13 protein-coding genes and 3 pseudogenes are annotated in these 14,854 nt (G+C 68.5%); 9 read left to right on the top strand and 7 right to left on the bottom strand.

The genetic code is table 11. The features are described from left to right. Both A5673_RS29495 and A5673_RS28260 read left to right on the top strand, forming a co-directional pair. A pseudogene (locus A5673_RS29495) lies at positions 1 to 271 on the top strand (hypothetical protein); the annotation flags it as partial. A 10-nt stretch (positions 272 to 281) separates the two neighbouring features. Beyond that, positions 282 to 713 (top strand): annotated as a pseudogene (locus tag A5673_RS28260) (SAM-dependent methyltransferase); the annotation flags it as partial. Between the two features lie 564 nt (positions 714 to 1,277). Here A5673_RS28260 and A5673_RS29005 read toward each other — a convergent pair. Then, a pseudogene (locus tag A5673_RS29005) lies at positions 1,278 to 1,805 on the bottom strand (PPE family protein); the annotation flags it as partial. Between the two features lie 103 nt (positions 1,806 to 1,908). Continuing rightward, on the bottom strand, positions 1,909 to 2,808 hold the full coding sequence (locus A5673_RS08465; protein ID WP_068229798.1) for an oxygenase MpaB family protein: 900 nt from the start codon (positions 2,806 to 2,808) through the stop codon (positions 1,909 to 1,911). A gap of 80 nt (positions 2,809 to 2,888) precedes the next feature. Here A5673_RS08465 and A5673_RS08460 point away from each other — a divergent pair, with 80 nt between their 5' ends. Then, positions 2,889 to 3,560, top strand: coding sequence for a TetR/AcrR family transcriptional regulator (locus tag A5673_RS08460; RefSeq protein ID WP_369806471.1), 672 nt, complete (start codon positions 2,889 to 2,891; stop codon positions 3,558 to 3,560). On the opposite strand, the gene A5673_RS08455 is transcribed toward A5673_RS08460, so the two are convergent. Beyond that, positions 3,517 to 4,065, bottom strand: a complete 549-nt coding sequence (locus A5673_RS08455) for a hypothetical protein (RefSeq protein ID WP_068229790.1) — start codon at positions 4,063 to 4,065, stop codon at positions 3,517 to 3,519. The genes A5673_RS08460 and A5673_RS08455 overlap by 44 nt on opposite strands. 7 nt (positions 4,066 to 4,072) lie before the next feature. Further along, positions 4,073 to 4,654, bottom strand: coding sequence for a VOC family protein (locus A5673_RS08450; protein ID WP_068229787.1), 582 nt, complete (start codon positions 4,652 to 4,654; stop codon positions 4,073 to 4,075). Between the two features lie 86 nt (positions 4,655 to 4,740). Between A5673_RS08450 and A5673_RS08445 the strand changes: the two genes are divergently transcribed. Genes A5673_RS08445 through A5673_RS08430 form a run of 4 tightly spaced genes read left to right on the top strand, consistent with a single transcriptional unit; the run spans position 4,741 to position 9,712 of the window. Continuing rightward, positions 4,741 to 5,388 (top strand): TetR/AcrR family transcriptional regulator, encoded by a 648-nt coding sequence (locus tag A5673_RS08445; protein WP_068229780.1) that lies wholly within the window; start codon positions 4,741 to 4,743, stop codon positions 5,386 to 5,388. Then, positions 5,385 to 6,518, top strand: a complete 1,134-nt coding sequence (locus tag A5673_RS08440; RefSeq protein WP_156748010.1) for an alpha/beta hydrolase — start codon at positions 5,385 to 5,387, stop codon at positions 6,516 to 6,518. Before A5673_RS08445 ends, A5673_RS08440 begins: the two co-directional genes overlap by 4 nt. Then, the gene (locus A5673_RS08435; protein WP_197518329.1) at positions 6,509 to 7,465 is read left to right on the top strand and encodes a 2-hydroxyacid dehydrogenase; all 957 of its coding nucleotides are present in this window, start codon (positions 6,509 to 6,511) and stop codon (positions 7,463 to 7,465) included. Before A5673_RS08440 ends, A5673_RS08435 begins: the two co-directional genes overlap by 10 nt. A gap of 45 nt (positions 7,466 to 7,510) precedes the next feature. Continuing rightward, positions 7,511 to 9,712, top strand: coding sequence for an acyl-CoA dehydrogenase (locus A5673_RS08430; RefSeq protein WP_068229775.1), 2,202 nt, complete (start codon positions 7,511 to 7,513; stop codon positions 9,710 to 9,712). A gap of 88 nt (positions 9,713 to 9,800) precedes the next feature. Here the strand turns inward: A5673_RS08430 and A5673_RS08425 are convergent, their stop codons facing one another. Beyond that, the gene (locus tag A5673_RS08425) at positions 9,801 to 10,253 is read right to left on the bottom strand and encodes a hypothetical protein (protein WP_197518328.1); all 453 of its coding nucleotides are present in this window, start codon (positions 10,251 to 10,253) and stop codon (positions 9,801 to 9,803) included. A gap of 466 nt (positions 10,254 to 10,719) precedes the next feature. On the opposite strand from A5673_RS08425, the gene A5673_RS08420 reads away from it, so the two are divergent. Next, a complete protein-coding gene (locus A5673_RS08420; protein WP_068229772.1) occupies positions 10,720 to 11,040 on the top strand; it encodes a hypothetical protein in 321 nt (106 codons plus the stop codon). Between the two features lie 33 nt (positions 11,041 to 11,073). On the opposite strand, the gene fadD2 is transcribed toward A5673_RS08420, so the two are convergent. Next, a complete protein-coding gene (gene fadD2, locus A5673_RS08415) occupies positions 11,074 to 12,753 on the bottom strand; it encodes a long-chain-fatty-acid--CoA ligase FadD2 (RefSeq protein WP_068229805.1) in 1,680 nt (559 codons plus the stop codon). 59 nt (positions 12,754 to 12,812) lie between these two features. Here fadD2 and A5673_RS08410 point away from each other — a divergent pair, with 59 nt between their 5' ends. Further along, entirely contained in the window at positions 12,813 to 14,129 is a 1,317-nt protein-coding gene (locus tag A5673_RS08410; RefSeq protein WP_068229769.1) for a DNA polymerase domain-containing protein, read from the top strand. Here A5673_RS08410 and A5673_RS08405 read toward each other — a convergent pair. Next, positions 14,130 to 14,854 (bottom strand): MFS transporter (locus A5673_RS08405; protein WP_369806470.1); only part of this gene is annotated, 725 nt, incomplete at its 5' end. It lies immediately after the preceding gene.

The raw sequence follows: 14,854 nt of genomic DNA, 5'->3' as shown, positions 1-14,854 counted from the left end.
GGGCCGGCGCGCGCAGCAGCGCGACCACGGCGACGAATTCCTGGACATGAACGTCGACGTCGACCCGGACTGGGGCGCGACGGCATCGGACCAGGGCGGCGGCGCTCTGGGCTTCGCCGGCACCGCGCCCACGGGTGCGGCCGCGGGGGCGGCCGGCCTGACCGTGTTGGCCGGTGACGAATTCGGCGGCGGCCCAAGGGCGCCGATGCTGCCGGGCACCTGGGAGCCGGGGGACGCCGGCGCGGCGGGGCGCCACCGCCAGTCGGGGTAGGGTCGGTTAGGTGCGTAGCGAAGGTGATACCTGGGACATCACAACGAGTGTCGGCTCGACCGCGCTGTTCGTGGCCACCGCGCGGGCGCTGGAGGCGCAGAAGCCCGAGCCGCTGGCCGTCGATGAGTACGCGGAGCTGTTCTGTCGCGCCGTCGGCGGCCCCGCGGCCGACGTGCTCGACGGCAAGGAACCTGACCACCCGCTGAAGACCGCCGACTTCGGCGAGCACTTCGTCAACTTTCAGGGCGCCCGCACCCGGTACTTCGACGAATACTTCTGCCGGGCGGCCGACGCGGGCGTGCGGCAGGTGGTCATCCTGGCCGCCGGGCTGGACTCACGCGCCTACCGGCTGGACTGGCCGGCCGGAACCACGATTTTCGAGCTGGACCGTCCGCAGGTCCTAGATTTCAAGCGCGAGGTGCTCGCCGGCCAGGCCGCCCAAGCCGCCGAGCGCGCCCAAGGGGGCGACGACAGGCAGCGCAAGGGCCAGCGCGGCCGGCTGCGTGACCCCGAACGAGGCGATTTCCGCTATGTGAAGCGGCCAGTCGAACAGCTCGAGGCTGATCAGGTACTGAACGGCCAGCACCGGATTCTGCGTCAAATACACGCCGAACTGTTCGAAGTCCTCGAGGACTTCCAGCGATCGGACCACATAAAAGATCGCTTGGCTCGGGTCCGCATAATCGTCGTATTCGAGTCCGTTGACGGTGCCCTCAGCGGGGTTCCACGTCACCCCGAACCTCTGCAGGATCTGCGCGATGAGTTGATTCAGCGGGTTGTCGACCAACGGGTCGTGTGCGAGTTGGAGGTTTCCGACACCCAAGTCGTTTTGCAGAAAATCCACCAGCCACTGTGGAAGACCGAGCGGGTTGTCGGACTGCGATATCGCTTCGAGGTTCTGCGAGACCTGCTGGGGAAGACTCAGCAGATTTCGAAAGAGCTGCTCGATCTGCTGCTGGAGGCTCTGCAACGGGTTGACCACCGCAGGTAAACGGGCTGGGGCCTGGGCGTCGGATTTGACGATCTGCGGCGCCGGGCTGGTTTGCGGGCTGGCCGCCACGGCCGCGCCGGAGACCCCCTGGTAGGTGGCCATCGTCGTGGCGGCCTGGATCCACATCCGCGCGTAGTCCGCCTCGTTGAGCGCGATCGGAATCGTGTTGATGCCAAAGAAATTGGTGGCCACCAGGACTCCGTGCACGACGTGGTTGGCGGCCAGCTCGGGCAGGGTCGGCATGGCCGCCAGCGCCGCGGCGTAGGCCGCGGCCGCGGCCTCGTGCTGCGCGGCCGTCGCCGCGCTGTCGGCGCCGGCCCTCATCAGCCACAGCAGATACGGGGCGTGGGCGGCCACGTACGTCGCCGCGCTGGGCCCCTCCCACGCGCCGGCCTGCACCGACGCGAGCACCCCGGTGAGTTCGTCTGCGGCCGAGGCGTATTCGGCGCTCAGCGAGTTCCACGCCCCCGCCGCGGCCAGCAGGGACCCCGGCCCCGGGCCGCTGCTGAGCAACGCCGAATGCACCTCCGGCGGCGACGCCATCCAGACCGGCGCGGTCACAGGCACTCCTCGGGCTGAGTGGTCAGACCCGAGCGAGCCTAATGAAAATGATTGTCGTTATCAACCGGAGCGGCCGGCCCGCCGGCTACACGAGGGGACGCCCCGTGCGGATGCGGCGGTCCAGATCCCAGAGCATCCAGTTGAACGGGAACTCGCGGACCCGCCGCGGCAACAGGTTGTTCACCGCGCCCACAACCCTCATCAAGCGATCGAAGCGGCGCTGCTTGGCGGCGTCCCATGGCAACCGCATCTCGTCGCGAAACCGTTGCGGCAAGAAGCCGGTGGTGATCAGCAGGTTGAAATCCTCCGAGCGCCGCTGCAGCCAACGGGGCAACGAGAATCCTCGAACCCGGGACACCGCGATGGGGTAGAGGAATTCGCGGACGGTGTCGTCGATATGAACCTTCGCCAGCGATTCCTGCCAGTACCGGTCGAAGGCCGCCCGATCCGGGGGCCACATCTCCGGCGGTACCTGCAAGGTCGTGCCCAGCGCCATGCCGTCGCGGTATAGGCGATCGGCTTCCTCGTCGTCCAGCTCACCGACGAAGGTGCGATAGATGTCGATGCCGCCCTTGTAGATGCAGGCAGCCACCCACAACTGGAGTTCGGGGTCGAAGGCGTTGTACGACACCGGGCTGTCGGGAGTCGAGTAGACCTGCGCGTGCGAGCGGTTGACGGCGCGGCGAAACGCCGCCTTCTGGGCCTCGGTGCCGGCATTCGCCACCGCGATATAGGTGAAGGTGGTGCGCGCACGCTTGATCGGGTGGCGGTCGATCCGGCCGCTCTCGACGCGGCTTTCGACGACGCCGTGGCCGACCCCGGGACGCGACAATTCCATGATCACGTTCGCGGGGCCCGCCAGCAGCGCGACGCCCATCATGCCGTAATCGGCAGCGGCCCGCCGGCGCCGAATGGACTGCGAACGCGGCGGGTCGGATATCGGGCGCTCCACATGAGGCCCCTGGACCGTCTGCTGAATCGTCATCGTCGAACTCCCCGCTAAATGTGCGAACGCTTGTTTCCCGATGTTGTCCTGTCACCGGCGCCGGTGTCAAGATGGTGGCTATGGCTGAGGGTTCCGGCGCGCGGCCCTACCGCGGCGTCGAGGCGGCCGAGCGGCTCGCCGGCCGCCGGCGCCGGCTGCTGACCGCGGGCCTGGAACTGCTGGGCGCCGAACAACAGGACATCGCCGAGCTGACCGTCCGCGGCATCTGCGGCCAGGCCGGCCTGGCGGCGCGCTACTTCTACGAGAGCTTCACCGACAAGGACCAGTTCGTCGGGCGGGTGTTCGACTGGGTGGTCGCCGAACTGGCGGCCACCACCCAGGCCGCGGTGGCCGCCGTGCCGGCGCACGAGAAGACGCGCGCCGGGATGGTTAACATCGTGCGCACCATCGCCGGTGATCCGCGCGTCGGGCGGCTGCTGTTCAGCACCCAGCTGGCCAACTCGGTCATCGTGCGCAAGCGCGCCGAATCCAGCGCTCTGTTCGCCATGCTGTCCGGCCAGCACGCCATCGAGGCGCTGCGGGCACCGGCGAACGAGCGCGTCAAGGCGGCGGCGCACTTCGCGGTCGGCGGCGTCGGGCAGACCATCAGCGCCTGGCTGGCCGGCGACGTCCGACTCGAGCCCGACCAGCTCGTCGATCACCTGGCGGCGTTGCTCGAGGAACTGACCAACCCGGAGCTGTACCGCGTCACGGAAACAGCGGCAGGTGCCACAGCCGCATCCCAGGATTGATCAACCACAACCGCATCAACGTGAGTCGCAGCAGGCGCTGCGCGCTGAAGATCATGAAGACCGCCACCGGCACCTCGATCAGCAACGCGGTGATGACCGACAGCCAGACGTCCTTGGGCCCGGCGGTCATCAGGTCGAACCACGCGTCGCAGATCAGCAACACCCCGGTGGTGAACGCGGCCGGGACCAGCAGCTGGCGGCGCAGGTAGCCGAGCACCGCGGTGGCCATCATGAACGCGACGAGCAGGACGTCGAAACCGATCCAGGTCAGGGTCCAATTGTGGGCGACGTAGTTCTGCGGCAGCGTCATCGACAGATACCCGAGCCAGGGGATCATCGCGATCGAGCCCCCGGTCATCAGGCTCAACCGGATGCGCCGTACCCGGGCAAGGAACTCCGGATCGATCACGTCGCTCAGGGGTTGCTCCAGCCGGCTGATCAGGTCGCGCCGCTGCTCGGGCGTCAGCGCCGCGATCTGGGCGTCGGACAGAATGCCGTCGGTCATCTCCGTTTCAGCGTACGGCCTCCACGGAAGGCGTGCGGTCGGCCGCGGTCTTGGGAACGGCCTTGGTGTCGCTCGTGCCGAATTCCCTGACCCAGCAGGCGAATTCCAGGGTGATGCCGTCGGGGTCCTGGAAATAGAACGAGCGCACGTAGACGCCGGGGTGCACCGTCGGCGACACCTGGCGCTCGCTCTCGTCGTGGTTGAGCACCGGGCCGACCCGCACGCCCTTGTCCTTCAGCCGCTGCCGGTAGTCGTCGAACTTCTCGGCCGGCACGTGGAACGCGAGGTGGTTCATGGTGCTCACCGCGCTGGTGATGTCCCCGATGCCGGGGATCGCGCCCGGCGACGAGAGGCCGGGCACGCGGTCGGGGGCGTCGGCGAACCAGAAGAACGCGACGCAATCGCCGTTGCCGGCGTCGAAGAAGAAGTGCTGGCCCGCGCCGTCGGGCAGGTCGAGCGACTTGATCAACGGCATCCCGAGGACGTTGGAGTAGAACTCCACGGTCCGCGCCATGTCCGAACACACCAGCGCGACATGGTTGATTCCGCCGAGCTCGAATTCCGTGTTGGTGTTGTGCGGCTTGATCATCGTGCGGCTCCCGTCCGCGGGTCATGGCCAAGATGGAAATCTGAATCTAACATCAGGTTCAGTTTTGCTCTAGGGAGGTGCGCCGGGTGTCGACCGCAACCGAACCTGATGGGCGAGCCGGCCCCGTCCGGGCGTTTCCGACGCGACGCGGCAGGCGGACGCAGGCGGCGATCGACACGGCCGCCCGGAGTGTCATTGCGCGCAAGGGCATTCTGGCGACGACGATCGCCGACATCGCCGCCGAGGCGGGCCGTTCCTCGGCCTCGTTCTACAACTACTACGACTCCAAGGAGGCGATGGTCCGCGAATGGGCCCTGCGGTTCCGCGCGGAGATCACCCAGCGGGCGCGCGCGGTGACCGAACACGGCCTGTCCGATCGCGAGCGTGCATACGAGGCCGCCGCCGCGCAGTGGCACACCTACCGCCACCGGCGCGCCGAGGTCGTCAGCATCTATCAGCTGGCCATGGTCAACGATGACTTCGCGCGGTACTGGGCCGAAATATGTTCGACGCCAATTGATTTCATCAGCGACTCGGTGCGGCGCGCCCAGGCCAGGGGCTACTGCACCGACGACGATCCGCGGCTGATCGCCGAGGCGATTCTGGCCATGTTCTACCAGTTCTGTTACCTCCAGCTCGCCGGCCCCGGCGAGCCCGACGACGAGGCGTGCATCCGGACGCTGGCCAACGTCTACTACCGGGCCGTCTACGCCGACGGAGGTGAGCCGAAGTGACCCGCCGCAACGCCGCCGCCGGGGTGCTCCGCGAGTTTGTCGGGCTGCCCTCGCCCACCGCCGGGCGGGCGGGCGCCGGCGGGCACCCCTGTCAGGGCCTCTACCACCGCGCGGTGGGACGCAAGCCGAAGGTGGCGATGATCGCCGCGCACTACCAGATCGACTTTTCCGAGCACTACCTCGCGGACTACATGGCCACCCGCGGCGTCGGATTCCTGGGCTGGAACACCAGATTCCGCGGGTTCGAAAGCAGCTTCCTGCTCGACCACGCGCTGGTGGACATCGGCGTCGGGGTGCGTTGGCTGCGGCAGGTGCAGGGCATCGATACCGTTGTGCTGCTGGGTAATTCGGGCGGCGGATCGTTGATGGCCGCCTATCAGTCACAGGCCCTCGAACCCAACGTGACCCCGCTCGACGGCATGCGGCCCGCGGCGGGGCTGACCGAGTTGATCCCCGCCGACGGCTACGTGGCCACCGCGGCGCACCCGGGGCGCCCGGACGTGCTGACGGCCTGGATGGACCCCGCGGTCGTCGACGAGAACGACCCGGTCGCCACCGCCGCCGACCTGGACCTATTCAACGAGGACAACGGCCCCCCGTACTCCGCGGAGTTCATCGCTCGCTACCGACGGGCCCAGATAGCGCGCAACCACGCCATCACCGACTGGGCCGAGACCGAGCTCAAACGGGTTCGCGCCGCCGGGTTTTCGGACCGGCCCTTCACCGTGATGCGCACCTGGGCCGATCCCCGCATGGTCGACCCCAGCATCGAGCCCACCAAGCGCCAGCCGAACGCGTGCTACGCGGGGGTCCCGGCCAGGGCGAATCGGTCCGCGCACGGCATCGCCGCGGCGTGCACCTTGCGCAACTGGCTGGGCATGTGGAGCCTGCGGGTGGCGCAGACCCGGGCCGAGCCGCACCTGGCCCGCATCGACTGCCCGGCGCTGGTGATGAACGCCGAGGCCGACACCGGCGTGTTCCCCTCCGACGCCGAGCGCATCTTCGACGCGCTCGCCAGCACGGACAAGACGCGGGCGTCGATCGACAGCGACCACTACTTCACCACCCCGGGCGCACGCAGCGAGCAGGCCGATACCATCGCCAGGTGGATCACCAAGCGGTGGCGCTGAGAGTTCTCGCCCACTTCGTTCCCGGCGACAAAGTGCTCGACTTCGTTGCGCCAGAATCGGATTGGCTCAAGATCCGATGGTGCGCCGAAGACGACGACTCTTGCTTTTACCGCGAGCTGCCGCAGGCGGACGTGATCTGGCATGTGCTTCGGCCGCTGTCGGGCGCCGACCTGCGGCTCGGGGACCGACTGCGCCTGGTGCACAAGCTCGGCGCCGGGGTGAACACGATCGACGTGCGGACCGCCACCGAGCGCGGCATCGCCGTCGCCAACATGCCGGGCGCCAACGCGCCGTCGGTTGCCGAGGGCACGGTGCTGCTGATGCTGGCCGCGCTGCGCCGGCTACCGGCCCTGGACCGCGCGATCCGCCACGGGCGGGGCTGGCCCTCGGACCCCGGGCTGGGTGAGACGGTGCGCGACATCGGCGGCTGCACGGTCGGGCTGGTGGGCTACGGCAACATCGCCAAGCGGGTGAGCGGGATCGTCGCGGCGATGGGGGGCGCGGTGCTGCACACCAGCACCCGCGACGACGGGCGGCCGGGCTGGCGACCGCTGCCCGAATTGCTGGCCGCCAGCGACATCGTCTCGCTGCACCTGCCGCTGACGGCACAGACCCGCCACCTGCTCGACCGCGACGCGCTGGCCCGAATGAAACCGAATGCGGTGCTGGTCAACACGTCCCGTGGCGCCGTCGTCGACGAAGCGGCCCTCGTCGACGCGCTACGCACCGGTCGGCTCGCCGCGGCGGGGCTGGACGTCTTCGAGGTCGAGCCGGTGGCGCCGGACAATCCGCTGCTCGGCCTGGACAACGTGGTGCTGACGCCGCACGTCACCTGGTACACCGCGGACACCATGCGCCGGTACCTGGCAGAGGCGGTGGCCAACTGCCGCCGGCTGCGCGACGGCCAGCCGCTGGCCCATGTAGTCAACCAACCGACTGGTTGTTAGCTTGGAAGCTACTGGGCCCAAACGCGAGCCATGGGAAGGCGACCAATGCCGATCGCAATAACTCCTGAGCATCAAGACCTGGCCGACTCGGTGCGGTCCCTGGTGGCGCGCGTCGCGCCGTCCGAGGTGCTGCACCAGGCCTTGGAGACACCGATCGAAAACCCCCCGCCGTACTGGCAGGCCGCGGCCGAACAGGGACTGCAGGGTGTGCATCTGGCCGAATCGGTCGGCGGACAGGGCTTCGGCATCCTCGAATTGGCCATCGTGCTGGCCGAGTTCGGCTACGGGGCGATGCCCGGCCCATTCGTGCCGTCGGCCATCGCAAGCGCGCTGATCTCCGCGCACGACCCGGATGCGAAGGTGCTCTCCGAGCTGGCATCCGGCGAGGCGATCGGCGCCTACGCGCTGGATTGCTGCGCGTTGACCGCCACCCGCCAGGGTGATGCGCTGGTCATCCGCGGCGAGGTCCGCGCGGTGAAGGCCGCGGCGCAGGCCTCCCTGCTGGTGCTTCCGGTCGCGATCGACAGCGGCGAGGAATGGGTGGTGCTGCGCGCCGACCAGCTCGAGATCGTGCCGGTGAAAAGCATTGACCCGCTGCGGCCCATCGCGCACGTGCGGGCCAACGCCGTCGAGGTCGGCGACGACGCCGTGTTGGGGAACCTGAGCATGGCGACCGCACACGCGCTGATGACCACGCTGCTGTCGGCCGAAGCCATCGGCGTTGCGCGCTGGGCGACCGACACGGCGTCGCAGTACGCGAAGATCCGCGAGCAGTTCGGCAGGCCGATCGGCCAGTTCCAGGCCATCAAGCACAGGTGTGCGGAGATGATCGCCGACACCGAGCGGGCCACCGCCGCCGTCTGGGACGCGGCCCGCGCGATCGACGAAGCACGCGAAAACGGTTGGGACATAGCCGCTTCCCACGTCGAGTTCGCCGCCGCCGTGGCGGCGACGCTCGCGCCGGCGGCCGCCCAGCGCTGCGCGCAGGACTGCATTCAGGTGCACGGCGGGATCGGGTTCACGTGGGAGCACGACACGAACGTCTACTATCGCCGGGCGCTGATGCTGGCGTCGTCCTTCGGACGCGGTTCGGAGTACCCGCAGAAGGTGGTGGACACCGCGACCGGCACGGGGATGCGCCCGGTGAATATCGACCTGGACCCCGACACCGAGAAGCTGCGGGGCGAGATCCGGGCCGAGGTGGCCGCGCTCAAGGCCATGGAGCGCGACGCCCGCACGGTCGCGATCGCCGAGGGCGGCTGGGTCCTGCCGTACCTGCCCAAGCCGTGGGGCCGGGCCGCCAGCCCGGTGGAGCAGATCATCATCGCCCAGGAGTTCAGCTCCGGGCGGGTCAAGCGCCCGCAGGTCGGCATCGCGGCGTGGATCATCCCGTCGATCGTCGCGTTCGGGACCGAGGAGCAAAAGCAACGGTTCCTGCCGCCCACCTTCCGCGGCGAGATGATCTGGTGCCAGCTGTTCTCCGAGCCGGGCGCCGGGTCGGACCTGGCCGGGCTGACCACGAAGGCGACCAAGACGGAGGGCGGCTGGCGCATCACCGGGCAGAAGATCTGGACCACCGCCGCGCAGTTCTCGCAATGGGGCGCTCTGCTGGCGCGCACGGACCCGTCGGCGCCCAAACACAATGGCATTACGTACTTCCTGCTGGACATGAAGAGCGAGGGCGTCACCGTCAAACCGCTACGCGAGCTCACGGGCCAGGAGTTCTTCAACACCGTCTACATCGACGACGTGTTCGTGCCCGACGAGTGCGTGCTGGGGGAGGTCAACCGGGGCTGGGAGGTCAGTCGCAACACGCTGACGGCGGAGCGGGTCTCGATCGGCGGCAGCGACGCGAATTTCCTTGCGACGCTTCCCGAGTTCGTCGAGTTCGTCCGCGACGGGCAGTTCGATCAGGTCGCGCAGCACCGGGCCGGGCAGCTGATCGCCGAGGGGCACGCCGCCAAGGTGCTGAACCTGCGCTCGACGCTGTTGACGCTGGCCGGCGGCGACGCCATGCCCTCGGCGGCGATCTCGAAGCTGTTGTCGATGCGGACCGGGCAGGGCTACGCGGAATTCGCGGTGTCGTCGTTCGGCACCGATGCCGCGATCGGCGATACCGCCGAACTGCCGGGCAAATGGGGCGAGTACCTGCTCTCCAGCCGGGCCACCACCATCTACGGGGGCACCTCGGAGGTGCAGCTCAACATCATCGCCGAACGGCTGCTGGGCCTGCCCCGCGACCCGTAATCACCCCAAAAAAGGGACATGCCGACCCGTCGCACGTCTGTCAGGTCGGCATGGCCCGGTCTTTGGCCGCTACGCGGGCGGCGCTAGCTCACCACCACCAGTTCCACCAGGGCCGGTAGCCCAGTCCGGGGGGACCCCAACCGCCGTTGCCCCAGCCGGGGTGGCCGGCCCAGCCGCCGTGGCCGCCCCAGTGACCCGGTCCGCCCCAGCCGCCGTGGCCGCCCCAGCCGCTCCAGTGGCCGCCGGGTCCACCCCAGTGACCGCCGCCGGGTCCGCCCCAGTGGCCGCCGGGTCCGCCCCAGCCACCGTGGCCACCGCCACCATGGCCGCCGCCTCCGCCGTGGCCGCCGCCGCCCCCGCCGGGCCGCAGCGGGATGTCCGGGGCCCCGTGCGGGCCGGCCATGTCGAAGCTGTTGCCGGGTGCCGGCGGCGGAGCGGCGTGCGCGGCGGGGCTACCCGCGAACAGCAGCGCTCCCAGCAGCAAGCCGACCGCGGCTGCGGCGACCGCGGCCCGACGGAGCGAAAGCAATGAGATCAACATTTTGCGCCTCCTTGCGACGAGGGGATCGAAAGGTTCTGGTGCGTCACCGGAACAATACCCATATTTCGAAAATCTACACAAAATCAGCAACGCTCTGAAAAATGTCACCACCCACCGCGCCTTCGGGCGTCTCGGACAATGCCGCGATAGGAGTGTCTCGCGAGATTACTGATTTCAGTGTTTCTTTACCCGATCAATATGCAGGTGATGGCCGCTTTACTGAGCTACGTAGTTGCACACTTACGCCAATACGAAATAGCACAGTTAAGTAAATCTGTCTGCGCGTCCACTGTTGCCAACTATTTCTTACAGCAAACAACCATGATGAACTCATGCGGAGATTTGCCGTCAGGCGGCTTTTCCGCCGCGTCCCGGGCCGGCCGCGCCGGCGCGCGGCGGGCACGCGCGATGCGCATACTGAAGAGCGGATCTACTGACGTGCAACCCCTCCAGAGAAAGTCGCGTGATGACGATCAACTCGGGTCCCAACCGGTTCGCCCGGTATACCGCCAAGCCGCCCCTGCCCGGGCAGACGGGGCCGACGCAGCGCCTCAGCGCGCTCGGGGAGCCACCCGCCCGCGCGTCGCGGGATCGGCGAACGCGTCGGACCGTCGACCTGCCGCTGGCGACCCACCGCGCGCTCGACGTCTGGCAGCGCGACGCCGCCGACCGGATCGGCGTCGCACGGGTGACGGGGCAGGAGGTCCTCAGCGCGCTCATCGATCAGCTGCTGATCGATCCCAAGCTCTCCGCGCAGATCACGCGCGCCATTCAAGCGCGCAGGTGACCAGGGACGCCTTCGGGCGCCGAGAGCGCTGCGTCAGTCGATCTCCATCTCGCGCAGCTCGCGCTTCAGGATCTTCCCGGTGGGGTTGCGCGGCAGCTCTTCGAGGAAGATCACTTCCCGCGGCACCTTGTAGCGCGCCAGGTGGTCGCGCACGTATCCCTTGATGGTGTCCTCGTCGACGCTGGCGTCCTCCTTCTTGACGACGAACGCGCGCAACCGGTGGCCCCACTCCTTGTCCTCGACGCCGATCGCGGTGGCCTCCACGACGTCCGGATGCCCGGTGATGAGGTCCTCGACTTCGGCCGGGAAGACGTTTTCGCCGCCGGAGACGATCATCTCATCGTCGCGCCCGCTGATGTACAGCAGGCCGTTTTCGTCGAAGTAGCCGACGTCGCCTGACGACAACAACCCGTCGATGATCTGCTTGTGGCCGCCGCCGGTGTAGCCCTCGAACGGGAAGGCGTTGCCGACGAAGATCCGACCCACCTCGCCCTGCGGCAATTCTTTTCCGTTGTCGTCGAAGATCTTGACCTTGACGCCCTTGACGACGGGGCCAACGGTCGAGGAATTGAATTCCAGGTGCTTGGGCTCGGCGATCGTGGCGAAGGCGATTTCCGTCGAGCCGTACATGTTGTAGATCACCGGGCCCAGGTCCTTGAGCGCCCGTTCCGCCAGCTCCGAGCCGAGCGCCGAGCCGGACACGAAGACGATCTTCAGTGAGGACAGGTCGGGCTTCTTATCCATCTTCTCGACCGCATCGAGGATGCGCGACAACATCACCGGGACGACGACCATAGCGGTCACCTTGTACTTCTCGATGTCCTCGAGCACCAGCGGCGGCTTGAACTTCCGGCGCAATACCAGCGTCGAACCCAAGAACATCGCGATGGTGCCGTGCAGAAAACCCAGCGCATGGAACATCGGGGCGGGCAGCGAGGTCACCTCGCCGGCCTTGAACGGCACGTGCGACAGGATGCCCCCGATCGGCGCCAGCGTGGGTGGGGTGCTGCGGTTCGCGCCCTTGGGGGTGCCGGTGGTGCCGCTGGTCAGGATGATGATCGACGAGTGCTTGGTCGCCTTCGGGGCGGGCGAGGAGTCGCTGCGCTCGATCAGGTCGGCCAGCGTCTCGTCCTGGCTGCCCGACGGCTCGTCGGCATCGGGGTTGGATCCCAGCGCCCGCAGCTTGCCCAGCTCCGGCTCGGCTTTGCTGACGGCCTTGGTGTACTCGTCGTCGTAGATGATCACCTTGGCGCCCTCGCGCTCCGACACCTCGCAGATCTGGGGGCCGGAGAACTCGCTGTTGAGCAGGATGATGCGGGCGCCGACCCGGGCGGCGCCGAAGTAGGCGATCAAAAACCAGCGGGTGTTGCGGGCGAGGACGGCGACGCCGTCGCCGCCCTTGACGCCCTTCTCCAGCAGCCCGTTGGCCACCGCGTGCGCGGCCTCATCGAGCTCGCGGTAGGTGAATTCGCCCTCCTCGTCGATGCAGGCGGCCTTGTCAGGATGACGCCGTGCGTTGAGCGACGGCAGCATGCCGAACTCGCCCCACTTGTAGATGTCGGCGGCCATCGCGGCGTAGTTCTGCGGGGGCTCGATCCGGAACGCGCCCGATTCGAAGATCTTGCGCACGTAGTGCAATTCGGCCGCGCCGCGGTCGAGGTACTGCTGAACTTTGGCGACAGCCTGCCCCGGCAGGCCGATGAGGTTTGGCATGCATTCCACCCTATGTGACGTCCGTCTCAGTGCCACTAGTTAATACCCCCCGACTTACGATGATGAACATGACCGGTCCGGCGTCACTCGAGGTGGCCGGGCACCGGGTCACGGTGACCCATCCGGACAAGGTGGTCTTCGAACGCCACGGTGACGCGGGCCCGTACACCAAGCTCGACCTCGTCCGCTATTACCTGTCCGTCGCCGACGGGGCGCTGCGCGGCGTCGCCGGGCGGCCGATGATCCTCAAGCGCTTCGTCAAGGGCATTGGGCAGGAGGCGGTCTTCCAGAAGCGGGCGCCGGCGAACCGGCCGGACTACGTCGACGTTGCCGAACTGCACTACGCGCGCGGCACGTCCGCCGCCGAAGCCGTCATCCACGACGCCGCCGGGCTGGCGTGGGTGATCAACCTCGGCTGCGTCGACCTCAACCCGCACCCGGTGCTCGCCGGCGACCTCGACCACCCCGACGAACTGCGCGTCGACCTGGACCCGATGCCCGGCGTCGCCTGGCCCCGCATCGTCGAGGTCGCGATGGTGGCTCGCGAGGTGCTGGAGGACTACGGCCTGGTCGCGTGGCCGAAGACGTCCGGGTCCCGCGGGTTTCACATCTACGCCCGCATCGCCCCGCGCTGGGGGTTTCGCCAGGTGCGATTGGCGGCCCAGACCGTCGCCCGCGAGGTCGAGCGGCGCGCGCCCGAGGCCGCGACCAGCCGCTGGTGGAAGGAGGAGCGCGAGGGCGTCTTCGTCGACTTCAACCAGAACGCCAAGGACCGCACCGTCGCGTCGGCCTACTCCGTGCGTGCGACCCCGGACGCCCGGGTCTCGACACCACTGAGCTGGGACGAGGTCGCAGGCTGCCGGCCCGAGGCGTTCACCATCGAAACCGTGCCCGACCGGTTCGCCGAACTGGGTGACCCGTGGGCCGGGATGGACGACGCGGCTGGCGAGCTCGACCGGCTGCTGATGCTGGCCGAGGAGATGGGACCACCGGAGCGGGCGCCGAAGGGTTCCGGCACCCGCACCGAGGGCGGGCGCGTCTCGTCGAAGCCGCTCATCGAGATCGCCCGCACCAAGACCAAGGACGAGGCGATGGCCGCGCTGGACACCTGGCGGGACCGCCATCCCGCGGCGGCCGGCATGCTGCAGCCGGCCGACGTCCTGGTCGACGGGATGCGTGGGCCGAGCTCCATCTGGTACCGGATTCGGATCAACCTGCAGCACGTGCCGGACGACCAGCGCCCCCCGCAGGAAGAGCTGATCGCCGACTACAGTCCGTGGGCCAGGTATCGGCAGGACAGTGGCGATCGCGAGCGCGGCGTAGCCGGGCGCTGGGGGTCCCCCGCGAAGCTGGGGGACGGGTCGCCACCATCATGACTAGACGCCGAGGCGCCCCATCCGGGTCTTCTTGCGCAGGTACGCGAGCCAGGTGACGGCCAGCAGCGCGACGAAGAACGCGATGTAGAAGCGCAGCGCGGGCTCGATACTGCCGAAGTGCGACTTGGACCAGGCGTACGCCAGCGGCACCACGAACCCGCCGAAGGCGCCGATCGACGAGATGACGCCCAGCGCGCCGGCGGCCTGGCGGCGCATGTGCACCATGGTGTCCGCGTCGCCGCCGGCGAGCTCTCCCTTGATCACGAAGATCCGCGAGATCATCCGGTAGGTCGAACCGTTGCCGATGCCGGTGGCGACGAACAGGAACATGAAGCTGGCGAAGAACACCGGCAGGTTCTTGGCGTTGACCGACCACAGCGCCGCCGCGGCGCCGACGGCGAGCATCGCGAAGCTCATCGCGGTGATGCGCGCCCCGCCGACCCGGTCGGCCAGCTTGCCGCCCACGGGCCGGATGACGGATCCGATGCCCGCGCCCAGGAACGCCCAGGTCAGCGCGATGTCCCCGCGCCCAAACACCGTCTTGAGCAGGGTCGGGAAGGCCGCCGAGTAGCCGATGAAGGAGCCGAACGTGCCGATGTACAGCAGCGACATGATCCAGGTGTCGGCATGCCGCAGCGACTGCAGCACCGGCTTCACGTCGGCCTTCGCCTCGGACAGGTTGTCCATGAACAAAAACGCGCACACCGCCGCGGCGACCGCCAGCG

Source organism: Mycobacterium sp. E3198, from assembly GCF_001667015.1.
Taxonomy (GTDB): domain Bacteria; phylum Actinomycetota; class Actinomycetes; order Mycobacteriales; family Mycobacteriaceae; genus Mycobacterium.
Note: the sequence above shows the minus strand (reverse complement) of the source record. Positions and strands in the feature narration are given on the sequence as shown.

What these genes read in the sequence shown, in the direction of transcription:
- A5673_RS08430 (WP_068229775.1), top strand. Translation starts at nt 7,511, where the DNA reads ATGCCGATCGCAATAACTCCTGAGCATCAAGACCTGGCCGACTCGGTG.
- A5673_RS08450 (WP_068229787.1), bottom strand. Translation starts at nt 4,654, where the DNA reads ATGATCAAGCCGCACAACACCAACACGGAATTCGAGCTCGGCGGAATC.
- A5673_RS08420 (WP_068229772.1), top strand. Translation starts at nt 10,720, where the DNA reads ATGACGATCAACTCGGGTCCCAACCGGTTCGCCCGGTATACCGCCAAG.
- A5673_RS08410 (WP_068229769.1), top strand. Translation starts at nt 12,813, where the DNA reads ATGATGAACATGACCGGTCCGGCGTCACTCGAGGTGGCCGGGCACCGG.
- A5673_RS08455 (WP_068229790.1), bottom strand. Translation starts at nt 4,065, where the DNA reads ATGACCGACGGCATTCTGTCCGACGCCCAGATCGCGGCGCTGACGCCC.
- A5673_RS08425 (WP_197518328.1), bottom strand. Translation starts at nt 10,253, where the DNA reads ATGTTGATCTCATTGCTTTCGCTCCGTCGGGCCGCGGTCGCCGCAGCC.
- A5673_RS08460 (WP_369806471.1), top strand. Translation starts at nt 2,889, where the DNA reads ATGGCTGAGGGTTCCGGCGCGCGGCCCTACCGCGGCGTCGAGGCGGCC.
- fadD2 (WP_068229805.1), bottom strand. Translation starts at nt 12,753, where the DNA reads ATGCCAAACCTCATCGGCCTGCCGGGGCAGGCTGTCGCCAAAGTTCAG.
- A5673_RS08465 (WP_068229798.1), bottom strand. Translation starts at nt 2,808, where the DNA reads ATGACGATTCAGCAGACGGTCCAGGGGCCTCATGTGGAGCGCCCGATA.